Raw genomic sequence first — 23,327 nt, 5'->3', positions numbered from 1 at the left:
ATTAGATGGGGGATTGAGGCTATGAATTTCTGACAGAGTATAAATTAACGGATTGGAATTGTTCTTTTTTCCTCGTTGCTTTGCAGACAGTAGTCAAGTAGCTGAATAACTTCTCTGCTTTGTTCTGCCTTCACGGCCAGCTCTTTTCCTAAAGCAATTGCTTCATAGATATTTTCATAGAAAATTTTATAGTCTCCAGGAATGGTTTCAATTTTTCCCTGATGATGGAGTCCATGCCACTCGGTATTGATTGTACCCCAAGCTTCGGAAGGCTCTTGTCCCCAGTTATCTTCGTTAGGAAGATGTCCTTTTTTGAGTAACTCCTCCTGCGGATCGATTCCCCATTTATGAAAAGACCCATGTGTGCCGTGCAGGCTATAGCGTGGTCCGGGTTCTCTCACGAGGTAGGATGATTTCAAGATTGCAGCAAAGTCCTCGTATTGAAATCGAAGGTCATAGTAGTCATCAACCAAGCTTCCCTTGCGGAGCTTATCCAGGTGTGCCGTGACTGTTCGTGGAGTTCCAAAAAGTTGAAGTATTTGATCGACCATATGCGATCCGAGATTAAAAAGAACTCCGTTTCGCTCATCGCTGGTTTCTTTCCAGGTATTGGCCTGAATGAAGTTGCGGTAACGATCAAAATGAGATTCAAACTCAACCAGACGCCCGAGCATGCCATTTCCCAGTATTTTCTTAACCGTTAAGAAATCGCCATCCCATCGCCGGTTTTGATAGACTGAAAGGATCCTGTTTTTTTGGTGTGCGAGGTCTATCAGACAATCAGCTTGCTCGATTGTATGCGTAAATGGCTTTTCAACAACCACATGTTTGCCGGCATTTAGCGCTTGTTTACACATGTCAAAATGGAACTGATCTGGCGTATTGATAATGACCAAGTCAACTTCTGATTGTTGCAGAAGCTCAGCGAAACTTCTGACTATTTTAGCTTCGGGAAATAATTCAAGTGATTGATTTTTTGTCCGTTCCAGTATGGAATGAACCCGAAAGCCTTGATTTACTTTCAGGCTTGGTCCGTGAAAAACCTTTCCAGACATGCCAAAGGAGGCCAGCGCTACTTGAATTATTTTTTCCATAATCAAAGTTTTGGGCAAGATACTAAAATGATTGCAGTTCCGTAGAATTGTTTTAAAACATCAATGAAATCAGGTATTGTAGAACACTTTTACTGATTTGTTTCGTTTGTAAGTTGTAGTTTTAGTAAACGTATTTAAGCAATAAAAACCAAAACGATATGAAGAACTTTTTGAGTAACTTTTTGCTGGGAGCAACCAGTCAACAAAAAAAGACCAAATACCCAGGACCAGTGATTATGATTTCGCGTGAGTGCGGTTGTTCTGCCAAACGAATAGCCATTAAGCTATCCAAAATTCTTTCAGGGTATAGCTATCATTCAGAGACCAAAACCGATGTTGAATGGCGCTGGGTGAGTAAGGAAATTATCGAGGAAGCTGCACAGGAGTTGGAGATGGATCCGGGGCGGGTTAAAAATGTGTTTCTATCGGAAGCAAAAATGAATTTGCATGAGGTGACTACCGCTTTTTCAACAGATAAGGTGTACGATGCAGAGGATCAGCAAGTGATTGATACGGTTCGGAACGTTATTTTAAGAATTGCCGAGGTGGGTAACTTTATCATTGTTGGAAGGGCTGCGGGCTCAATTGCACGCGATATTTCGCACAAGCTAAGCATTAAGCTGCAGGCTCCTTTGGATTGGCGTATCAACCGAATTATGCAAATCAGTAACATGTCGAAGGATGAAGCGCAAGAATATGTTTTGGAGATCGATCGGCAGCGGGATTTGTTTGTTGAGCATGTTAATGGGCAAAAGATGAACAACAACGATTTTGATTTGATTTTTAATTATGCCACCATGCAGGACGACTATATTGTCGATGCCATTATTAATATCATGAAGAATAAAGGCATCATTATTAATAATGAAAACGAATCATAAGCACATAAAAAAGCCATCCGGAAAAGGATGGCTTTCTATCTGTTTGAAAAAATGTGTTTGTTCTGTGTGTGTGATTACTCTTCGGTAACTACTTCAAAGTCAAAATCAACAACAACTTCTTTGTGTAGTTTAATTTTGGCTGTGTATTTACCAACTTCCTTAATTGTATCTTCAGCAATTTTGATTTGCTTCCGGTCAATTTCAAAACCTTTTTTGTTAATCGCTTCAGCTAACTGAATGGTATTAACAGAACCAAAGATTTTACCGGTTGCGCTGGTTTTAGTTGCAATAACAACTTGCTTGCCTTGCAATTTCTCAGCAAGAGTTAAAGCCTCCTCTTTCAATTTGGCTTCTTTGTGAGCACGTTGTTTTGTGTTTTCAGCCAGCACTTTTTTTGCTGATTCAGTGGCGACAATCGCCATTTTGTTAGGGATTAAGTAATTACGACCGTAACCATCTTTAACAGTAACTAGATCGTCTTTGCTCCCTAAATTCTGAATATCTTGTAATAAAATGATTTCCATTTGTTTTCAATCTTTAAATTATTTCAACATATCTGTTAAGTAGGGAAGCATCGCTAAATGACGAGCTCTTTTTACTGCTTTGGCCACTTTACGTTGGTATTTCAATGAAGTACCGGTAATACGACGAGGAAGAATCCGTCCTTGTTCGTTCAAGAATTTCTTCAAGAACTCAGGATCTTTGTAATCGACGTACTTAATTTTGTTCTTTTTAAAGCGGCAGTACTTTTTCTTTTTAATCTCTACTGACGGGGGAGTCAGGTACCTGATTTCACTTTGATTGTTAGCCATAGCTTATTTCTCCTTTTCAGATTTAGCTTTCAAGTTATTTCTTCTCTTCTCACTGTACTCAGCAGCGTATTTGTCCTGTTTGAAAGTCAGGAAGCGAATGATACGCTCGTCACGTCTGTACTGGGTTTCTAATTTCTCAATCAAAGAAGGCTCTGCCGTAAATTCGATTAAGTGATAAAAACCGGTGCTTTTTTTCTGAATGGGATAAGCTAATTTGCGTAATCCCCAGTCTTCTTCATTGACAATTTCGCCACCGTCGCCGGTGATGATGTCTCTGAACTTACTTACCGCTTCCTTTATCTGTACGTCAGATAAAACGGGAGTTGCAATGAAAACGGTTTCATACTGGTTTTTCATAAAACATCTAATTTATTAAACATTAATAGTTGATACCCATAAAATATGGTCGCGCAAAATTAGAAATTATTTGTGATTCTACAAAGCATTTTTTTGAATGATTTGGATGGGCTAGTTTCTTGTTGGCGAGCCGGTTTTAGATTTTTCGGACATCTTGAAAAAGACCACTTTCCATCTCCCTGACTTTTTCAATGGCAGCAGCAATTTTATAAGCTGCTTTTTCTCCGGTAGGCATGAGGTCGGTGCCTTTGGCTTGTTTTAAACGTTTAACAACCGGAAACTTGTCTTCATCGGGCAGGCTATAGATGTAGTCTTGCATGCCCGTATCTATCAATCCAGGAGCTAAAGCACAAAAGTGAGTTTTGGGTAACTCGTTAGCGTAAAGGTTGATTAGCATGTTGAGTGTTGCTTTTGACAGCGAATAGGCATTCCATCCACGAGCACCACTCACGGAGGCGCCGGAAGAGATGGCAACAACTTGTTTGATTGTATCGATTTGGGCAAAAAGTGTTTCAATGAGTTGCTTATTGGCCCATACATTTACGTCCATAACTTGTTTAATCTCATTGAGATCGGTATCCCTTAAGTCTTTTATTTCATTTAAAATACCTGCATTTAAGACTACTAAGTCAAGTTGGTTGACGGGTTGAAGAAATTGGCTTACTTCTTTGGCGGTTTCTTCGAACTTACTTAGATCCTGTGCCAAGAAATGAAATTGGGAGAATGTTTCGAGCTTGGGATTGTGTTTGCGGCTAATACCATAGACAGTATGGCCATTTTGAAGGTAGAATAAGGCCAGGCCTTCTCCAAGCCCTGAACTTATTCCGGTAATCAGTACATTCATGGTATTCAAGTTTCTTTGCTTATGTTTTTTCAACTTCTGCGAATTCTTTGCTTGTGGGCAAGATACCTATTTTTTGAGTCAGTACCTTAAAACGGCATTGGCAGCAGCTGTTGTAACAGGAAGTTCATCTTCCTGTTCAATGAATACCTGTCCACCTTGTCTGAATGTTGACTTCGCCGCATCATCCAGTAGACAATAGTCCAAGGGCTCTTTTTCTTCATGAACCTTAATAATCCCATTTTCAACATCGAAAAAGCCCCAGGTATTGACTCCCTTTTTGATGAATAAAGTAGCTATTCTTCCTCCACTTGCAGCTAGAAGCAATTCATTTAAATCAGTGGTTGTTTGTTGACTAATTTCGGCGTACTGTTTTTTACGGTTTGTTCTATTTTGATTAAAATATGACTTAAGTAGCGAACAAGCCTTAGCGTGAAGTTGGGCTGAGTTCCCGTTATCATAGTTTCCGGCAACACACTTTGGAAAGATTGTTTTATAGTCAGAGAGTTGTTTAAAATGGGCATAAATGTGTTCAACAGAGGCAATAATCAAAGGCCGATCGGAATTCCCAATGAGCTGGTTGACTCCGTCAGAAACAGCCTGTAAATACTTGATGATTTCCTTTTCTTTGTCCTCTTTCCCTTCGCCCTTTCCGTGATAAAGTCCATGTCCGGATTGGGTCTGGCCACTTCTGTATTGCAGAGATTTTTGCCTGACGTCGCTACCAATGACCGTTTCGATGTTTTGAGGGAGGTGTCCTTCGGTTTCAATCCGAGTATATCCATGTGTATTCGCATGGAAGAGCTGATTTTGATTTAAGCTTAGCTGGAGAATGTAGAAGTCTTCATTTGGGCGATAGGCATCTAAAAGAGGAAGTAAATAAAAGCGGTCGGAAACCATGGAGAACTCCCTCGTTTCAAACGAAAATGGTTGGCAAATAAAAGTATCCTGACTTTTTAAGATAACCAACGTTCTTGACAGGTGACGCCAGAATGAGGAGTCTTGTGGTAGTCTGTAAATTGGATCCGTGTAATGCTGAAGCTCCGATGATTTTACCCCTAGTTCAAGCAATGAGTCTTCTATTTGAGATAATTGATTTTTTAATCGAATAAGACTGTCTTTGTTCTCTCCACTTTGGTGCGTTGGTATATAAATAGAGATACAGAAATCTTGTTTTTTAACGGCAAGCTTATCTAACTTTTCTTTTTCTAGTAGTGTCATAATTGATTTGTTTATAGGAGTTAACTCTAACTAAAATCACTCGTTTCGCGGACTGGCATTTGCAGCTTTAAGTATTATATGAGGCACAACTTCTGTTCCTATCTTCAAGAGATTTAAAAGGCAGATCCGTGTAGGTCGCCATTGTCAGGTAAAGCCAGCCGAAGTATTCGAGAGGAAGATGCAGGATGAAGAGCTTGAGTTGTGGAAAAACTTCCGGTAAACTGTGGAAAAAAAGCACACATAAATCGAAATACCAAGATAATTCAGAAATAAAAAAATGAAGAATATGAGAATTATAGTAGTAAGTGATATCCGAGGAGAACAGTAAGGTATAATCCCATATGGTTTGCAGCTCGCTAAACAATTGGAGGTAGAAGTTGAAGTCCTTCATGTAATTGATCCGAGAGTGGTGCATGGCGTAACTAGTCGTTATTCAGACTCTCAAACGATTGCAGCTGGTAGTAAACTCTCGCATAGAGAAATTATTGAACGGGAAAAATACCATGTTGCTAAGGAATTAGATGAGCTGTTATGTCAAGAAACATCACGCTTAAACTTCCCAATTAAGCTAAAGCAAACAATTGAAGAAAATGAGATACTGAAAAAAGTTTTAGAAGAGTTAAACCGCGACACCTCTTCGCTGTTACTTATCAATAAGGCAGTAGACAACATGATTTTTGGGTCGCAAAGTGAGCTGGTTGAAACTTGCCAAAGCTATGAGGGAGTTGCTCTTGTTGTTCCTCCTAATTATTGTTTTCAACGAATGACAAATGTATTGATGCCAGCTGCCTTTGGCAATCTTTCAGTTCAAAAGCAACAATTCGTCGCTGATTGGATCTTGAAAATGGCCCCAGTGATTAATATTGCCGAAGATGATAAAAGAAGAGTAGACGAGGGGGCACGTGTGAGTATGGAATCTCTTTTTTATGCTTTAAGTGTTAATTATCAGGAATTTCATTCCGGTGATTTTGAGGAAGAATATCTTGACTATGCAAAAATGCTTGAGCCTGATATACTGTTTGTCGAAAAGCAACGTCCCGGTTTGGTGGCGAGTTTAGTCAAGAAGGGATTGTTAGAAAAGGCATTTGAGCAAGCCGATGTTCCAATTGCTTGCTTCTAATTAAACGCAGGCTTGGAGCTATATTTTATACTTAAAAATGAATGTATTTAAAATCAATTTATTATGAGAAAGAAAAATTTGTTGTACTTGATGGCATTTGCCACGATCTTGTTTGTTGGGCAGGCCTGTAATCAGCAACAGGGCAGTAAGGAAAAAAGTACTGTCGTTGCCGAGCATGACCATGGCCACGATCATGGGCATGGGCATGATCATGATGCAAAGGCCGAGGTGATTAAAAAAGCGATTTGTGTTCTTCATCCTACAGCGGGGAATGAGGTAACTGGAATTGTTACGTTTACAGATTCTCCAGAAGGAGTTGTGGTTGAGGCAACAGTAGAAGGATTAACCCCTGGGAAACATGGTTTTCATGTACATCACTACGGAGATTGCTCGGCTCCTGATGGAACAAGTGCAGGCGGGCATTTTAACCCCGATGGAACAGATCATGGTGGCCCTCATGCACACGTAAGGCATGTTGGTGACCTCGGAAATTTAGAGGCAGATGAAAATGGAAAAGCTCATTATCGGATGGTCGATAAGATGCTTGAATTAAATGGAGCCCACTCAATAATTGGGCGTTCCATTATTGTCCATGCCGGAGAGGATGACCTAACTTCTCAGCCTACAGGAGCCGCTGGTGCCCGGGTTGCTTATGGAGTAATTGGGGTGGCAAAGCACGAATAACAGATTATTCCAAGAATAGAGATATACAAAAATCCCGTCCGGTTATGGACGGGATTTTTATTTCGTTCTTGTGAAATGTGTTTGGTTAAATTTCCACTAAATCATTTTTTAGCGCGTAAATAATGACTTCAACAATATTTTTAGCGCCCGTTTTTTCCATCAAACTGGCTCTGTGTTTTTCAACTGTTCGGTCAGAAATTGACAATTGATCAGCTATGATTTTAATTGGCAATCCTTTGCAAGACAATGTGAGTACTTCTTGTTCTCTCTTAGAAAAGACTGATTTGGCAACTAAAGTGGTGGTGGTGATTGAATGTGAGGTGCCATTGCCATTCTCAAAAGCTTCATGCAGTTTGTTGGCTAAATGCCCCGAGACGTGAATCTTTTCTTCCTCAAGGATATTCACAATCTTTTGGTATTCCATTTGCGTCGGCTCTCCTGCTTGTTCTTTAGGAGAAAGCAATCCAATGAGTAAGGTAAAACCATTGTATTTCTGGCTCGGAGAAACATGTAGAACAAATTTTTCGAAGTTTCCGTTAGCTGTCTTTATCTGGATTTCTTCACTAAAATTACCACTTAAGCCATTCGAGCATTTCATGATTCGACCTTCAATTTTCTCATATTGTTTGTTTGTAATCAAATCCTTGAAGGTAATTTTTTTAACCTCTGTTTCACTCAATCCGGTTAAATCGTGAAAAGCTTTATTGGTTTCGTAAATCGTTTCTCCATCAAACACAAAAACTCCGTTTGGGGATAGGTTCAGGAGCGTGTTGTAGTCGTTTTTACCAATGTTTACTAACTTCTCGTATTTCTCGATCCTTACTTTTATAGATTTTAAAAGCTCTTCGTTTTCAAATGGCTTGACGATGTAATCGTCAACACCCAGCTCCAAGCCAAAACGGATGTCGTTTAGTTCGGAACGGCCAGTAATGAAAATGAATGGGATACGACTTGTAAGAGCACTATCTTTTAGGATATTGTATACTTGATAGCCATCAATGGGTTTCATGTTAATATCGCATAAAATCAGATCTGGGCAATATTCGTAAGCTTTTTGTATTCCTTCAGCTCCGGTGCTGGCAATGTTCGCTTCGTAATTATTTAATTTTAAAACATTTTTTAACGTTTTGCTCAAAGCTAAATCATCTTCAATAATCAATATCTTTTTAGAATTCATCTGAAAGAATTTTTAGTTTGACTTTTGTCCCTTTAGTAAGAGTACTTTCAATTTTAATCTCTCCATTTAAACAGTTAATGGCTTGTTGGGTGATTGAAAGCCCTAACCCTGAGCCACTAAGCATTTTCACATTATCGCATCGATAAAATGGCATGAAAATCAAATCCATTTCTCTGGCAGGAATTCCTGCTCCTTGGTCCTCAATTTCAATTGTCAGGCATTTATTGGCATTGGTTAACTTTAACCATACTTCTTTCCCTGAAAATTTATACGCATTATCTAGCAAGTTAGTGATTGCTTTGCTTAATAGCAATTCATCTGAAAGAAAAGAATCATCTTCAAGATGAATCTCTGTCTTGATTCTAGGCGAATGATAAAACTTGGTATGATGATCATTTAAAATATGATTGATCATATGGTCTATCGAGAATTTCTTTGATTTTTTTCGAAGTTCTCCTTTATTCGCAATATTCAAAAAGTGAATATCGTCCAAAAATTGGGTAACAGAGTGTAGCGCTTCCTCACAGAGTTGGAAGGTCTCTTTTCGCAACTCATCTTCTAATTTGAATTGGTGATCTTTTAATAATTGAAGGTTTGAACTAAGAATCGTAAGTGGCGTTCTTAGTTCATGTGATAAAGAGCTTATTATTTGTTTGACATTATAACTGTCCGATTGTTCCATGCTAATTTTAATACTAAAATGTAATTGGTTTTGGTCTTTTTTGTTTTGTAACTCTCCAAATTTGTGCAATTTAAGACATCTCTTCAACAATATGATGCTTTTTGTTATTTATTTTATGAAGCGCACATTTTTCATGAAGAACTCCCCATTTGAGCCAACGAAGCGACATTTTTGGCGTATTTTGATACTAAAGTCTGCGCACTTCGAATATGGCTAACCATTGCAATTAAACGTATAAACGTTCAGTATGTTCGATAGCATGCATTTTTGTTTGTTATTGAATGTTTAAATAAATGTTATCACAACCTAGAGATTGCCGATGCTTTCTGTACCTGATTTAGGTAGAGCGTGTTGTCTGTTGTTGTTTGGTTGAGTTGTGTGGTTTGAGGATCTAGCTTTTTCGAAGTGAAGATTCCCTGACAATCAGTTCTGTTGGCATTGTAATCGTCTGGTATTTTCTCGGATTTTCCTTGTGCTCAATTTCAAAAATTAACAGCTCAGCAGCCTTTTGTCCCATTTCTTGTGCCGGTTGCTTAATTGTTGATATTGAGGGTGTAACAACTTCAGAGAACGGTTCGTTACTGAAGCCAACAATCCCGAAATCTTCCGGAACTCGGATTCCTATAGATTTTAAATAAACAATTATACTAAGAGCAGAGGTGTCATTTCCGCAGAATACGGCATCAGGCGGAGTGTCCAAAGCTAGCAACTGCTTAATCGCTTGTTGCCCATCCATGCGAGTTAAACGGTTAAAAATAATTAGTTCATCGTTCACTGGGAGGTTGTTCTTTTCAAGTGCAGATCGATAGCCCTCCATCCGGGCTTTGTATGTGTTTAATGCCGTAGGACCCGCAAGGTGAGCAATACGTTTAAACCCTTGGTCGATCAAGTGTTGTGTTGCCTTAAAGCCGCATGCAAAATCATCTACGATAATTTTATCCGCATCGAGCTGTGGAGCAACACGGTCGAAAAAAACTAATGGAATATTCTTTTTTGAAAAAAGTTGAAAATGATCAAACTGTTGAGTTTGCATGCTTAATGACACAATCATTCCATCGACGCGATTAGAGAAGAGAGAGTGTACAATTTGCTTTTCTTTCTCAAAAAGATCATTCGACTGAGAGATGATAACGTTGTAACCAGCTTCAAAGGCAACATCTTCGACACCACTAATGAAGGTGGAAAAAAAGTGACGATTGATTAACGGAACAACAATTCCGATGGTATTGGTTTTCTGATTACGCAAATTGGAGGCAATGATGTTGGGCTGATAGCCTAATTTTAATGCGAGCGCTTTTATCTTATCTTTTGTTGCCTGGCTGATTCTTGGGTTATTATTGAGGGCTCGGGATACCGTTGATGCTGATATGTTTAGTTCTCGAGCAATGTCGTGAATTGTGACTGACGTTTTTTTATCCATTTTGTATGTTTGCTGTATTGTGCTAGCTAATTCAGTTTTAACCAACATACAAATATGCCAAATTATTTTTAATAAAACAGAAATGCAATCGATTGCATTTCTCATTTCTTTCTTCTAAATTTGTAAGCTGATTAAATCGATAACTTAACGACAAATAAACATGAGAAGACTGATTTTTATTGGCGTAATAGTGGCAATTGTTGCTGCTTGTTCTAGTGGTAAAAAGGATCAAACCCAATTGACAAGTAAATTGGCAGACCAATTAAAAGTATTGGTGGATTCAACCAATGCTCAAGCTAAACTGCCGCGATCATGGACACCCGAAAAGGGGTACCGAATGATTGGTAAATACGATTGGTGCAGTGGATTTCCTGCAGGAATGTATTGGTACATGTATGAGTTAAGCCAAGACAATTATTGGAAAGAGGTTGCTACTCGAAGTACTTTGAAGCTTGATGGGCTTCAACATTATACAAAAACACACGATTTAGGGTTCATGGTTTTTTGTAGTTATGGAAATGCCTATCGGCTTACCGGTGATGAAGCTTATAAAGAATTTGTTATAGAAGCTGCCGAAAGTTTGGCTTCGCGGTTTAACCCGGTAACCGGAGCGATTCGTTCCTGGGATTGGGGAAAATGGCAGTTCCCAGTTATTATTGATAATATGATGAACTTGGAAATGTTGTTTTGGGCATCCAAGGTTTCAGGAGATAACCGTTTCAGGGATATTGCCGTAACGCATGCAAACACAACATTGGAACATCACTTTCGTGAAGATATGAGCTCATACCATGTGGTTAGTTACGATACGATTACCGGGGAAGTTGAGCGGAAACAAACACATCAGGGATACAGCGATGAGTCAGCTTGGGCGCGTGGCCAATCATGGGGCTTGTACGGTTACGTGGTGTGTTACCGGGAAACAGGCGATCCAAAATACTTGAAAGCTGCAGAAGATATTGCTGCTTTTATTATTCCAAACTTGCCGGAAGATTTGGTTCCTTATTGGGATTACAATGATCCTAAGATTCCGAATGTAAAAAGAGATGCTTCTGCTGGAGCATTGTTGGCTTCTGCTTTTTACGAGTTAGGAACAATGGTGGAAGATGGACAGCGTTATTTTGATTTGGCAGATCAGTTGGTTGAATCGCTTTCTTCTCCTGAATATTTAGCTGAAGGTGGTGCCAATGGAGGTTTCTTGTTAAAGCATTGTGTTGGACACTTGCCAGGTAATTCTGAAATTGATGTGCCTTTGAATTATGCCGATTATTATTATCTGGAAGCATTGAAACGAAAACAAGACTTAAAAAAATAGTTAGTTATGAAAACAAATTTTGAAGAAAGGTATGCTTATCATCCCGAAGATTTCAAAGGGTATGATACATCAAGAATTAGAAAAGAATTTTTGATGGAAAAAGTAATGGAAGCTGATACCATCAATATGGTTTACTCGCATATTGAGCGTTACATTGTAGGTGGAGCAGTTCCTGTTACCAAAGCACTTACACTGGAAACAGTTGATGCATTAAAAGCAAACTATTTTTGTGAGCGTCGCGAAGTAGGTATCATCAACGTTGGTGGAAAAGGAACTGTTTCAGTTGACGGAACAAAATATGTTCTTGAGTTTAAAGATGCACTGTATATTGGAAAAGGTGCGAAAGAAGTCGTTTTTGAATCGGAAGACTCAGCAAAACCTGCTCATTTTTACTTCAATTCGGCTCCTGCGCATAAAACTTGCCCAACAAAGCATGTTACTTTAAAAGATGCGAATGTGTTGCATTTGGGCTCTTTGGAGTCGTCTAATGAACGAAACATTAATCAGCTGCTGATTAATACAGTTGTTGAAACATGCCAATTGCAAATGGGAATGACTGAGTTGAAGCCTGGAAGCGTTTGGAATACCATGCCAGCGCATACGCACAGTCGTCGGAATGAAGTTTATTTCTATTTTAATGTTCCAGAAGATCAGGCTGTGTGCCACTTTATGGGACAGCCTGAAGAGACTCGCCATATTTGGATGAAAAATGAGCAAGCTGTCATTTCTCCAAGCTGGTCGATTCATTCAGCCGCCGGAACAAGCAACTACATCTTCATTTGGGGGATGGCAGGCGAGAACCTCGACTACACCGATATGGACATTATTGCTCCAACTGAGTTAAGATAAACTTTTTACAATACCCCTTTTTAGGGGTATTGTTGTCTTTCCGAGATAATACTTACTAAATGAAAAGAAGAGACGTTTTTAAATATTTATCCTTAGCGGGCTTGTTGCCGCTAAGCGGAAAAGCAACTGCTTCAGTTTTTGCTGCGGCAGAACCCACCAATCACCGTGAATACTGGGTGCATGTTTTAACAACTATTTCTTCTCCTTTGCTGGAGTCACTGAGTAAAGGGGAATTGAAGAAAAACATGCCTGTCGAATGCAAGCCAGGAATGAAAGCCAATAGGGAAGAGGTTACTTACCTGGAAGCTTTTGGAAGGCTGATGGCAGGACTGGCACCTTGGCTGGAATTAGGAGCAGATAATAGCAAGGAAGGGAAACAGCGTAAGCACTTCATTGAGTTGGCTCAGAAGAGTTTGAAAATGGCTGTCGATCCAAAATCGCCTGATTTCATGAATTTTACTAAAGGGTATCAGCCATTGGTGGATGCGGCGTTTTTGGCACATGCTATTTTAAGAGCTCCTAATGTATTATGGAAGCAACTGGACCAAACGACAAAACGACAGCTGGTTGAGGCCATGAAAAGCTCACGAGAGATTACTCCGTGGTACAATAACTGGTTGTTGTTTAGCGGGATGGTTGAAGCTTTTTTGGCTTTTGCTGGCGAAGACTGGGATCAAATGCGTGTTGACCTGACCATCAAGAAACACATGGAATGGTATGTCGGTGATGGAATGTATGGTGATGGTCCTCAGTTTCACTGGGATTATTACAACAGCTATGTCATTCAACCAATGATGGTCGATATCTTGAAGGAGGTCGTGAAACATCGCAAACGCTACGAAAAAACATATGAGATTGTAATGAAGCGTGCTACTCGTTATGCGGCTATTCAGGAAAAATTGATTTCACCAGAAGGAACTTTCCCGGCTATTGGGAGGTCATTGCCTTACCGTTTTGGTGCATTCCAGCATTTGTCTCAAATGGCCCTGCAGCATCATTTACCCGAGTCGGTTAAACCTGCACAGGTACGGTGTGCGCTTACTGCAGTCATTGAGCGCATGTTTGAAGCCGACGGCGTATTCGACTCCAATGGTTGGCTGAAAATTGGCTTTGTCGGACATCAACCAGATATTGCAGAGAGTTATATCTCAACTGGAAGTTTGTACTTGTGCTCGGTTGGTTTATTGGCTCTTGGCTTGCCTGAAAATGATCCGTTTTGGGCAGACCCGGCTACGGACTGGACGGCAAAAACAATTTGGGGAGGAACGAATTACCCCGCAGACCATGCATTAAAAGATTAATTAACAAGCGATTCAAATACAATTGAAATGAACGAATTATTTGATTTATCAGGAAAAGTTGCTCTTATTACCGGTGGAACCCATGGTATTGGTATGGCCATCGGTAAAGTATTAGGAAAAGCAGGAGCAAAAATTTGTGTCAACGATTTATCAGGCGATAAGCTGGATAGCTGTCGCGAAGAATATAAAAAAGAAGGCATTGACGTTTTTGCCTTGAAATTTGACGTTACAAACGAGGCGGATGTTGATCGCGGGATTACCGAGATTGAAAAGGAAGTTGGCGAGATTGATATTTTGGTAAACAATGCCGGAATTATCAAGCGAATTCCAATTCTGGATATGCCAGTTGAAGAATACAAACAGGTGATTGATGTTGACTTGGTAGCTCCATTAATTGTTGCTAAAAGGGTTGCTCCTAAAATGATTGCCAAACGCAGCGGAAAAATCATCAATATGTGTTCGATGATGAGCGTGTATGGTCGTAACTCCGTATCAGCCTACGCTTCAGCAAAAGGTGGCTTGAAACTTTTAACAGCTAACATGTGCTGCGAGTGGGCTAAATACAACCTTCAAATTAATGGTATTGGTCCTGGTTATATTGCAACAGCTCAAACCGCACCAATTCGCGAAGGTAATCATCCTTTCAATGACTTGGTGATGACTCGTACTCCTGCCGGACGCTGGGGAGAACCTCAGGATGTGGGTAATGCTGCCCTGTTCCTGGCTTCTGAAGCAAGTAACTTTGTCAATGGTCATGTCCTTTATGTTGATGGAGGTATTTTGGCCAACTTCGGTTATGTAAAAGGTGAAAACGACTTATAGAAAAGTATCATGAGAGCATTGGCTTATTTTTTATTGGCAGTGTTGATGGGAGGGGCGAGTGCTTGTTCTGAGAAGGAACAAGCAGTTAGCCTGAAAAACCCATCGGCTATCGTTCGGCCGGATGAAACAATTGTTATCCAACGTCAGGCATTAGAGGCCAAGTTTGGAGCAATTGAGGCTGGACAGGCACCCGTGTTAAAGTTTGCCGGCGAGTTGATCCCTTCTCAGGTGGACGATATAACCGGTGATGGCGTTTGGGATGAGCTGGTTGTCAACCTGGACTTTGATGCATCGCAGGAAATAAAGCTTGGTGTTGAATTCGTGAATGTGGCGGATTATCCTGTTTTTGAAAAGCGGACAAATCTTCGCTTGGGAATCAAACAGGATGATGGAAGTTTTGTCGAAGTTGATCACTATGAGGCTCCCCAAGGGCTGGATGGTTTTCCTACAATTGCGCAGGGAGAAAGTGTTAACTGGGAGAACGATAAAATGGGCTTCCGTAACTATTTCGACTGTCGAAATGTGAAGGACCTGTTTGGAAAGTTGCAGCCAGGCTTGATCATCGATAAGATCCATACTCCGGAGATGGGCAGTTATCATGACTTAGCCGACTGGGGAATGGATGTGCTGCATTGTGGAAGCAGTTTAGGATCTGGCGGATTGGCAATGCTGGTGCAGGATTCTCTCTACCGGCTTGGATCAACTGATGTTTATGAATACCAGAAAGTTGTTGAAGGTCCTATCCGTTCCGTATTCGATTTGAAATATGAAGGATGGGATGTTGCTGGGAAAAAACTGAATGCGGTTGAGCGCATTACCATTTATCCTGGAAAATACTGGTTTCAGTCTGATGTTACAGTAACCGGAGCTGAAGAAGGTATGGAGTTGGTAACTGGTATTGTAACCAGCATGCTGAAGAATGAACCTCATGCTTTTGACGCAGGAGAAGCGTTCACAGCAATAGCAACCCTTGATGTTCAATCGCTGAATAACGATGAGCTTGGGATGGCTGTTATGCTTCCTAAGGCGGAGAAAGGAAAAGTAGACCGGACAACGGATATCAATTTTTTTAAGGAAGGATATAAAACGGTTCCGGCTAAGAATTTCAGCCATGTAATTTCTGAAACTTATTATATTTCTCAGAAAATAAAAGATCAGAAACCAGCAAGACATTACTTCCTATCTGTCTGGGGACTTGAAAATGACAAATGGAAAACTATTGATGGTTTTAAGGAGTATATTAATAGCGAAGCAGAAAAGCTAGATCAGCCAATTATAGTTAAATAAACTGAATCTCCTTACTGTTGTTCGTAAGATTTTTTTCTCAACTAATTTGCCTGTTGAGATGTTTAAGAGCAGAGAAATTATGTTTTTGTAATTTCTCTGCTCTTTTTGTAAGCTAGCCAATTGTTTACAGTGGCTAGAATGTAGATTAGGCCGGTGATAGAGTGTATTTGTTCTGTTTTTTATCGAATAAACTTGTTACCTTTCATCGCTAATTGTTGATTGCTTGTGGGTTAGGTAGCTATTAAAAACAAAAATAATTTCTATCTTTCTTAAGCCTTAAACTTATGAAATAGTGACACATGGCAAAACTGGATCATATTCTTTTTGAACAATTAAAGAATAATGATGATCAAAAGTCCTTTGAGCATCTTTTCCACGCGTACTATGCTCCTTTGTGTGCATTTGCTTACGGGTTTCTTGGAACTCATGAAGATGCTCAGGATATTGTCAATGATTGTTTCATGGAATTATGGAGTAAACGGGAATCCATCCAGATTCAAAGTTCAGTTAAATCATACCTATTTGTTGCCGTCCGAAATTTAAGTATCAACCACCTTAAGAAATCACAAAAAAAGGTATTGGTTGATTCGGATATCAAGTACCCTTTTTACAAGCAAGAAGAAGTAGCCTCCCAAATAGAGCGACTTCAGCAAATTGAAGACTTGGAGAAAAAACTGAAAACATCGATAGACGCTCTGCCTGAGCAATGTCGATACATTTTCTACCTTAATCGCTTCGAACACCTGTCTTATAAGGCGATTGCCGAAAAACTTAATCTTTCCGTTGGAACGGTGAAAACACAAATTGCCCGGGCATTAAAAAAAATTCGGTTTGATTTTGAGGAGGTTAAGCAGAAAGGGCAAATTTTCTTGTTAAATCTTGTACGCCATTTTTAAACCTGTTTGTCTTACTTCTAAAAACAGGCTAATTCTTGATCATTTAAAGATGAAAATGAAATCTGATATTGATTTATTGATACTGGACTATATTGATGGTTCAATAACAAAAGAGCAGGAGGTAGAACTCTTTGAATGGGTGGAGGCATCAGAGCAGAATGTTGAATACTTTAGCCAGTCAGTTGCTTATTTGGAACTAACCTATACTTCTGGTAAATCAGAAAAATACAATGCAGAAAAAGGATGGAAACGTTTATCTGATAAGTTGAATAAACGTTCCATTCTTTTTCAGATGTGGCAATCTTACGGGAAAATTGCTGCTGTATTCTTGTTCGCATTTTTGATGGGATACGGAGTGTTTCGGTATGAGTTGATCCCTGCTGGCGAGCAATTAAGTCAAGATTACATTACAACTGAAGTTCCCTTGGGAAGTAAGTCGGTTGTTACCTTGCCCGATGGTTCCAGGGTGTGGATTAATGCCGGAAGTGCCATGAGTTATCCGGTTAAGTTTGATGAAAATCATCGAACAGTAAAGTTGGAAGGTGAAGCTTTTTTTGATGTGGTAACCAATCGCAAACGACCGTTTTTTGTCGAAACTGAAGGGATCAAAGTTAAAGCGACGGGGACCCAGTTTAATGTACGAGCTTATGCCGATGAAGCTTTTGTCGAAACAATTCTGGTGAAGGGAGAGATCGCCGTTAATCGAACGAATGTGACTGATGATGAGTTGGTAATGCATCCCAATCAGAAGCTTACACTTTATAAAGATCAGGCGAAGAAGGAACATGCAGCCCATCATGATGTTGAAAAGGAAGAAGCAGAGGCTCCGAAAGCTCCGAAGAATATTCCATTAAAAGTTAAAAAGGTTGAGTTGACATCTAACGTAAGAACCGACATCTATACTTCCTGGAAAGATCGTGAATGGATCATTTTTAAAGAAAAGTTTGGAATGTTAGCTCAGAAGTTGGAGAAACGCTATGATGTGAAAATTAAGATCAAAGATCGCCAGGTGTGTGATTTTGCTTACAGTGGGACGTTAAAAGATGAAAACCTTAAAGATGTTTTAGATGTGTTAAGCATCACTTCTCCAATCAAATACGAATTCGATAGTAAAAATGTAACTATATGGTATAATCCTAAATTTTATGACAGTAACTAAAAGGTAAAAAAAGAGTAACAGGATGGTTCCAGCATCCTGTTACTTAACTTAAACAACAGCATACGTAAGTATGTATTGTCTAACTAATTATTTGTAAAACTATGAAAAAAAATCTGTTCTTTGAGTCCGGATGGGCCCATTTGAAAAAACTTTTTCTTCTTATGAAACTAACAGCCTTTCTATTATTGCTGGGTTTGCTTCAGGTTAGTGCTACCGTTAGTTCGCAAAACACGAAGCTTAATCTGGATGTGAAAAATCAAACACTTCGTACTGCTCTTAGTGCCATTGAGCAGTCAAGTAATTATCGTTTTTTCTATTCTGAAGATGTCCTGTCACTCGATGATGTTGTTGACATAGATGTCAGGAATAAGGATATCAATGAAGTTTTGAATGTACTTTTTGCTGGTAAGGATTTGTCTTACAGTGTGAAAAACAATAACCTGATTGTTCTGAAACCAGTTAAAGCAGAACAACAGGGAGAACGTGTTATTGCCGGGGTCGTAAAAGGAGGAGATGGTTCTCCGATTCCTGGGGTGTCTATTGTTTTTGAAGGTACGACAACTGGAACAATTACAGATCTGGATGGAAAATTTAATTTGAAAGTTCCTGAAGGAGCATCTGCGATTGTTGTTTCTTACATCGGTATGATTACCCAAACCATTGAACTTGGAAACCAAGCTACGTTCGACATTGCCATGCAGGACGACGTCATTGGTGTTGACGAAGTTGTGGTTGTGGGGTATGGTTCTCAACAAAAAAAGACAGTTACCGGAGCCGTTTCTTCAGTAAATGCTGATGAGCTAAGGGCTGTTCCTGTTGCCAATGCTGCTGCTCGATTGCAAGGTCGGGTTTCTGGGGTGACGATTACAACAGATAACTCTCCAGGTGGTGATGCCACAGTTCGTGTTCGTGGTTTTGGTTCGGTGAATAATAACGATCCATTATTCATTGTTGATGGTGTTCCAACAACAGGAGGATTGAGTAAGATTAACCCCAATGATATTGAATCAATGACGGTTTTGAAAGATGCTTCTTCGTCTGCTATTTACGGGGTGCGTGCAGCTAATGGTGTTATCATTATCACTACTAAGCGTGGTAAGGCAGGGGAGCCTCGTATTTCGTTTGATGCTCGTTATGGTGTGCAAAAAGCCATCAACCAATTGGATTTGATGAATACGCAGGAATATGGCGAAATGTTGTTTATGGAAATGCGCAATGCAGGTTTACAGCCTGGAGATGCAGGTTGGGGAACTCAGCAATATGGAAATGGTGCCGAACCAGTAATTCCAATGTACGCGAAACCAGTAGGTAATACAGCAGATGAAAGTGCTTACAGTTATCCAAATAACACAATTTATCGTGCTTCTGTTCCAGGAACAGATTGGTATGATGAGATTTTTGATGCTGCGCCAATTCAGGAGTACAACTTCTCAATAACCGGCGGAACGAATAAGGGAAGTTATTCCGTATCGGCTGGTTATTTGAATCAGGAAGGTACGGTTATTTATACCGGTTTTAAACGCTATGCTGCTCGTATAAATGCTGACGTTGAATTGAAAGACTGGTTGAAAATCGGTGAGAGCATTGGTGTAACTTATACGGATCGGGTTGGATTTGAGAATAATCGTGAAGGAAATGCAATTTCACAAACTTACCGGATGCAACCCATTATTCCGGTTCGCGATATCGCTGGAAATTTTGCTGGAACTAAAGCTCCGGGAACAGGTAATGGAGATAATCCGGTAGCCATGTTATATCGCGATAAGGATGACCACAATCGTCAAATGCGGATCATTGGCAATGCTTATGCTCAAGTTGACTTGATGGATGGTCTTTCTGTAAAGACTTTGTTTGGGGTTAACTACGAAAGTCAGCGTTTGCGGGATCGTTTCCTGAAAAACCCAGAATTTGCTGAAGCTAGACCCACTGATCGGTTAACCGAAAATTTTGATGGTGGTATTCAGTGGAACTGGTCAAATACTTTGAACTATACCAAGACTTTTGCCGATAATCATAAATTTGATGTTTTGGTTGGAACAGAAGCCGTGAATAATTATTGGGAGTATTTTGATGGTGGCCGTGCCTCCTATTTCTCTACAGATCTTGATTATATGGTTCTAAATGGAGGGGAGTCTGATCAGATTTCATCAGGTTCGTTTGATGAGTGGGCTACCTTCTCTTATTTTGGACGTATCAATTATAGCTATCAAGGAAAATACCTGGCTGAAGCGGTTGTTCGTCGTGATGCTTCTTCTCGTTTCTCAGAAGAAAATCGTTGGGGAACATTTCCTGCCTTTTCTTTGGGATGGAGACTTTCGGAAGAAACTTTCATGGAAAGTAGTCGGAATTGGCTCGATGATTTGAAGTTAAGATTTGGTTGGGGCCAGAATGGTAATGACCGTATCGGAAATTACAACATTTACAGTACTTACCGTGCTAATATCGATGAATCATTCTATGATTTGAATGGTTCTGGTTCATCGACTCAATCTGGTTTTCGTAAATATAAGTTGGGGAATCCCGATGCTGTTTGGGAAACAACAACAACAACTAACTTGGGGCTAGATGCGACATTTCTTGGCAATCGTTTGGAAGTTAATGTTGACTGGTACACTCGAAATACAACAGACATGCTTTATGGCCAGCAGCTTCCAAATACTTGGGGCCAACTTCAGTTGCCGGATGTGAATGTTGGTGAGATGAAGAATACTGGTTGGGATTTGATGTTGACTTATCATGGTGAAGTTGGCAATGACCTGAAATTTGATGTTCGCGGAAATATTTCGCATTACAAAAATGAGGTGGTCAAATTAAATGATAATGCTAATGAGATCCTTTATGGTACTCAGTTGAGACAGAATGTTTATACTGCTTCTACTACTGGACAACCAATATCTTCATTCTATGGATATGTTGTTGAGGGAACTTTCAATACCTGGGATGAAGTGTATGATCATGTCCCTTACAGTGCTGATAGCTTTGACGAAGATACCTATAGTAGACCTGGGGTGTTTAAGTATAAAGATATTTCGAAAGATGGAAAGATTGACGGAAATGACCGCACATTTATTGGCTCTCCTCATCCTGACTTCACTTATGGTTTAAACGTTGATGTGAATTATAAGAACTGGGATATGACGATGTTCTTCCAAGGAACTCAAGGGAATGACCTAGTCAACTATGTCAATCGTTGGACTTTATTTACCAATTTCCAAGGAAACCGTAATCCAAGAAGATTGTATGAATCATGGACCGCAGATCGTTATGCTTCTGGTTCGAAAATTACGATGCCAATAGCTCTTCAAAACGATGGTGAAATGCAAAAGAACTCGACTTTCTTCGTTGAAGATGGTTCTTATTTCCGGATGAAAGATTTGCAGATTGGGTATACTTTGCCTAAAAGCTTGTCTTCAAAATGGAATATTGATAATCTTAGAATCTACGTACAGGCAACAAACTTGTTCACCATTTCAGATTATAGTGGATTGGATCCGGAAATTAGAACTGGCCGCGATGATCGTATTTTTGGAGTGGATGAGGGATCTTATCCAACATCCCGCATGTTTATGGTCGGTATTAATTTGAATTTATAATCAATTAAAATTTTAATTTATTATGAAAAAAATAATTGCAATTATATTACCAATTCTATTGATGACCAGCCTTTTTTATTCTTGCGGTGATGATTTCTATACGATCAAACCTAAAGGTCAGGCTTCATTGGAAACTTTTTATACTAAGGAAGGTGTTAATGCCTTGTTAACTGGTGCTTATGCCGTTATCGATGGCGGAAATGTTCGTTCAGGAAGTATTTGGGCCAGTTCAGTTACCAACTGGGTTTGGGGAAGCATCGCTGCTGATGATGCCTATAAAGGTTCTTCTTTCGGAGACCAGGCAACTATTAATCCTATTGAAGGATTCTTTGCTGATGCAGATAACGGATATGTTACAAACCACTGGAGAGCACTTTACGATGGTGTTGTTCGTTGTAATGACGTAATGCTTGTTCTTCCTGATGTTGAAGGAATGACTGATGAGGAAAAAACATTGGCAGCTGCACAGGCAAGATTCTTACGTGCTCATCTTTATTTCGAATTAACGAAGGTACATTATAAAGTGCCTTGGATTGATGAGAATACAGAAAACCCAACGGTTGTTCCCAATGATCATGTGGTATGGCCAGAGATTGAAGCTGATTTGACTTTTGCAAAGGATAATTTGCCAAGTCGTTGGGCAGGTGAGCCTGGGCGTGCAACAGAATGGGCCGCAAAGACCATGTTGGCGCAGGTATATATGTTTCAATCGAAGTTTCCGGAAGCTAAGACGTTATTAAACGACGTGGTTACGAATGGTGGTTTTGAATTGATGGAAAGCTACGAGCAGAACTACCTAGCCGCCACTAGAAATAACAAGGAATCGATCTTGGAAATTCAATATGCTGTGAATGATGGTTCAGATGGTTCTTATAACGCTGGTTGGGGAGATGCACTGAATTTTCCTCAAGGAGGAAAGATTGGAACTTGCTGTGGCTTCTTTCAACCAACTCAGAACTTTGTAAACTCCTTTAAAACGGACGAAAATGGATTACCTCTGTTAGACACCTACAATAACGAAATGTTACCTTGGGCTGACGTATGGGATAAAGATAACCCAGAGGTTTATACCAAAGACTTTTATCCCGGGAATGTTGATCCTCGTTTAGACCATACCGTTGGACGTCCTGGAGTTCCATTCTTGGACTGGGGGCCAATCGATGCTGAGCAGCCTATTCGAGATATTCAGAATGGTGGACCCTATCATTTCAAAAAGAATATGTTTTTGAAAGCTGATCAAGGCTCAGGAAATACAACTACCGGTTGGGCTACAGGAGTTAACAACAATTCATATCGTAAATATCGTTTAGCGCATGCCATGTTGTGGCTGGCCGAATGTGCTGCTGAAACTGATGATTTACCTCTAGCTTTGAATATGGTTAATCAAATTCGTGAGCGCGCAAAAAATAGTAACTATGTGAAGTTTGAGGATGGTGAAGAGGCTGCTTATTATGCTGTAGAACCATACGATAGTTTTGGTAGCAAAGAGTTCGCACTGAAAGCTGTTCGTCATGAGATGCGGATGGAGTTTGGAATGGAAGGCTATCGCTTCTTTGATTTGGTGCGTTGGGGAATTGCTGATAATGTGCTTAATGCTTATCTGCAAAAAGAAGGACAATTTATGGGACATCTTTCTGGAAAGAAATTTGTATCAAATAAGCATGAGTATTGGCCAGTGCCTCAAACTCAAATTGATCTTTCAGTTGACGAGTCAGGTGCAAGTGTATTAGAACAAACACCTGGGTATTAATTATATCTGCTAAGTCGTAAAACGGAAAGGAGTTGTCAGTTTTGGCAGCTCCTTTTTTTATGGAGT

Annotated in this window: 21 protein-coding genes; 12 read left to right on the top strand and 9 right to left on the bottom strand. The window is 39.9% G+C overall.

Annotated elements, in window-relative coordinates; all coding sequences use genetic code 11:
• Positions 1–44: 44 nt before the first annotated feature.
• Positions 45–1,094 carry a Gfo/Idh/MocA family oxidoreductase gene (locus BM156_RS10640; RefSeq protein ID WP_093919854.1) on the bottom strand — a complete coding sequence of 350 codons (1,050 nt, stop codon included), beginning with the start codon at positions 1,092–1,094 and terminating at the stop codon, positions 45–47.
• A gap of 158 nt (positions 1,095–1,252) precedes the next feature.
• On the opposite strand from BM156_RS10640, the gene BM156_RS10635 reads away from it, so the two are divergent.
• Positions 1,253–1,975 carry a cytidylate kinase-like family protein gene (locus BM156_RS10635; protein ID WP_093919853.1) on the top strand — a complete coding sequence of 241 codons (723 nt, stop codon included), beginning with the start codon at positions 1,253–1,255 and terminating at the stop codon, positions 1,973–1,975.
• Positions 1,976–2,049: 74 nt separating this feature from the next.
• On the opposite strand, the gene rplI is transcribed toward BM156_RS10635, so the two are convergent.
• The 5 genes from rplI to BM156_RS10610 all read right to left on the bottom strand — a co-directional run bounded on the left by rplI (position 2,050) and on the right by BM156_RS10610 (position 5,206).
• Positions 2,050–2,499 carry a 50S ribosomal protein L9 gene (gene rplI / locus BM156_RS10630; RefSeq protein ID WP_093919852.1) on the bottom strand — a complete coding sequence of 150 codons (450 nt, stop codon included), beginning with the start codon at positions 2,497–2,499 and terminating at the stop codon, positions 2,050–2,052.
• 18 nt (positions 2,500–2,517) lie between these two features.
• Positions 2,518–2,787: a 30S ribosomal protein S18 gene (gene rpsR, locus BM156_RS10625; protein ID WP_093919851.1), complete on the bottom strand. Its 270-nt coding sequence runs from the start codon at positions 2,785–2,787 to the stop codon at positions 2,518–2,520.
• 3 nt (positions 2,788–2,790) lie between these two features.
• Complete coding sequence (gene rpsF, locus BM156_RS10620; protein WP_093919850.1) at positions 2,791–3,144, bottom strand: 30S ribosomal protein S6; 354 nt, start codon at positions 3,142–3,144, stop codon at positions 2,791–2,793.
• Between the two features lie 136 nt (positions 3,145–3,280).
• Complete coding sequence (locus BM156_RS10615; protein WP_093919849.1) at positions 3,281–3,988, bottom strand: SDR family NAD(P)-dependent oxidoreductase; 708 nt, start codon at positions 3,986–3,988, stop codon at positions 3,281–3,283.
• Positions 3,989–4,066: 78 nt separating this feature from the next.
• Positions 4,067–5,206, bottom strand: a complete 1,140-nt coding sequence (locus BM156_RS10610) for a baeRF7 domain-containing protein (protein ID WP_093919848.1) — start codon at positions 5,204–5,206, stop codon at positions 4,067–4,069.
• A 364-nt stretch (positions 5,207–5,570) separates the two neighbouring features.
• Between BM156_RS10610 and BM156_RS10605 the strand changes: the two genes are divergently transcribed.
• Both BM156_RS10605 and BM156_RS10600 read left to right on the top strand, forming a co-directional pair.
• Positions 5,571–6,326: a hypothetical protein gene (locus BM156_RS10605; RefSeq protein ID WP_093919847.1), complete on the top strand. Its 756-nt coding sequence runs from the start codon at positions 5,571–5,573 to the stop codon at positions 6,324–6,326.
• Positions 6,327–6,389: 63 nt separating this feature from the next.
• Positions 6,390–7,010, top strand: a complete 621-nt coding sequence (locus tag BM156_RS10600) for a superoxide dismutase family protein (RefSeq protein ID WP_212733480.1) — start codon at positions 6,390–6,392, stop codon at positions 7,008–7,010.
• 85 nt (positions 7,011–7,095) lie between these two features.
• Here the strand turns inward: BM156_RS10600 and BM156_RS10595 are convergent, their stop codons facing one another.
• The 3 genes from BM156_RS10595 to BM156_RS10585 all read right to left on the bottom strand — a co-directional run bounded on the left by BM156_RS10595 (position 7,096) and on the right by BM156_RS10585 (position 10,289).
• Positions 7,096–8,187 carry a response regulator gene (locus tag BM156_RS10595; protein WP_093919846.1) on the bottom strand — a complete coding sequence of 364 codons (1,092 nt, stop codon included), beginning with the start codon at positions 8,185–8,187 and terminating at the stop codon, positions 7,096–7,098.
• Complete coding sequence (locus BM156_RS10590; protein WP_139218260.1) at positions 8,177–8,869, bottom strand: sensor histidine kinase; 693 nt, start codon at positions 8,867–8,869, stop codon at positions 8,177–8,179. The genes BM156_RS10595 and BM156_RS10590 overlap by 11 nt, the downstream gene beginning before the upstream one ends.
• 391 nt (positions 8,870–9,260) lie before the next feature.
• Entirely contained in the window at positions 9,261–10,289 is a 1,029-nt protein-coding gene (locus tag BM156_RS10585; protein WP_170846933.1) for a LacI family DNA-binding transcriptional regulator, read from the bottom strand.
• Positions 10,290–10,449: 160 nt separating this feature from the next.
• On the opposite strand from BM156_RS10585, the gene BM156_RS10580 reads away from it, so the two are divergent.
• From BM156_RS10580 to BM156_RS10540, 9 genes are all read left to right on the top strand, one after another.
• A complete protein-coding gene (locus BM156_RS10580) occupies positions 10,450–11,604 on the top strand; it encodes a glycoside hydrolase family 88 protein (protein ID WP_093919843.1) in 1,155 nt (384 codons plus the stop codon).
• A gap of 6 nt (positions 11,605–11,610) precedes the next feature.
• Positions 11,611–12,453, top strand: a complete 843-nt coding sequence (kduI, locus tag BM156_RS10575) for a 5-dehydro-4-deoxy-D-glucuronate isomerase (RefSeq protein WP_093919842.1) — start codon at positions 11,611–11,613, stop codon at positions 12,451–12,453.
• A 59-nt stretch (positions 12,454–12,512) separates the two neighbouring features.
• The gene (locus tag BM156_RS10570; RefSeq protein ID WP_093919841.1) at positions 12,513–13,754 is read left to right on the top strand and encodes a DUF2264 domain-containing protein; all 1,242 of its coding nucleotides are present in this window, start codon (positions 12,513–12,515) and stop codon (positions 13,752–13,754) included.
• A 27-nt stretch (positions 13,755–13,781) separates the two neighbouring features.
• Positions 13,782–14,576: a gluconate 5-dehydrogenase gene (locus BM156_RS10565; protein WP_093919840.1), complete on the top strand. Its 795-nt coding sequence runs from the start codon at positions 13,782–13,784 to the stop codon at positions 14,574–14,576.
• Positions 14,577–14,585: 9 nt separating this feature from the next.
• Positions 14,586–15,863, top strand: a complete 1,278-nt coding sequence (locus tag BM156_RS10560; protein ID WP_093919839.1) for a DUF4861 domain-containing protein — start codon at positions 14,586–14,588, stop codon at positions 15,861–15,863.
• 299 nt (positions 15,864–16,162) lie between these two features.
• The gene (locus tag BM156_RS10555; RefSeq protein WP_093919838.1) at positions 16,163–16,759 is read left to right on the top strand and encodes an RNA polymerase sigma-70 factor; all 597 of its coding nucleotides are present in this window, start codon (positions 16,163–16,165) and stop codon (positions 16,757–16,759) included.
• 49 nt (positions 16,760–16,808) lie between these two features.
• Positions 16,809–17,918 carry a FecR family protein gene (locus BM156_RS10550; RefSeq protein ID WP_093919837.1) on the top strand — a complete coding sequence of 370 codons (1,110 nt, stop codon included), beginning with the start codon at positions 16,809–16,811 and terminating at the stop codon, positions 17,916–17,918.
• A gap of 161 nt (positions 17,919–18,079) precedes the next feature.
• Entirely contained in the window at positions 18,080–21,511 is a 3,432-nt protein-coding gene (locus BM156_RS10545) for a TonB-dependent receptor (RefSeq protein WP_170846932.1), read from the top strand.
• A gap of 22 nt (positions 21,512–21,533) precedes the next feature.
• Positions 21,534–23,261 (top strand): RagB/SusD family nutrient uptake outer membrane protein, encoded by a 1,728-nt coding sequence (locus BM156_RS10540; protein ID WP_212733479.1) that lies wholly within the window; start codon positions 21,534–21,536, stop codon positions 23,259–23,261.
• The last annotated feature ends 66 nt before the right edge of the window (positions 23,262–23,327 follow it).

The organism is Sunxiuqinia elliptica (genome assembly GCF_900113005.1).
GTDB lineage: Bacteria > Bacteroidota > Bacteroidia > Bacteroidales > Prolixibacteraceae > Sunxiuqinia > Sunxiuqinia elliptica.
Note: the sequence above shows the minus strand (reverse complement) of the source record. Positions and strands in the feature narration are given on the sequence as shown.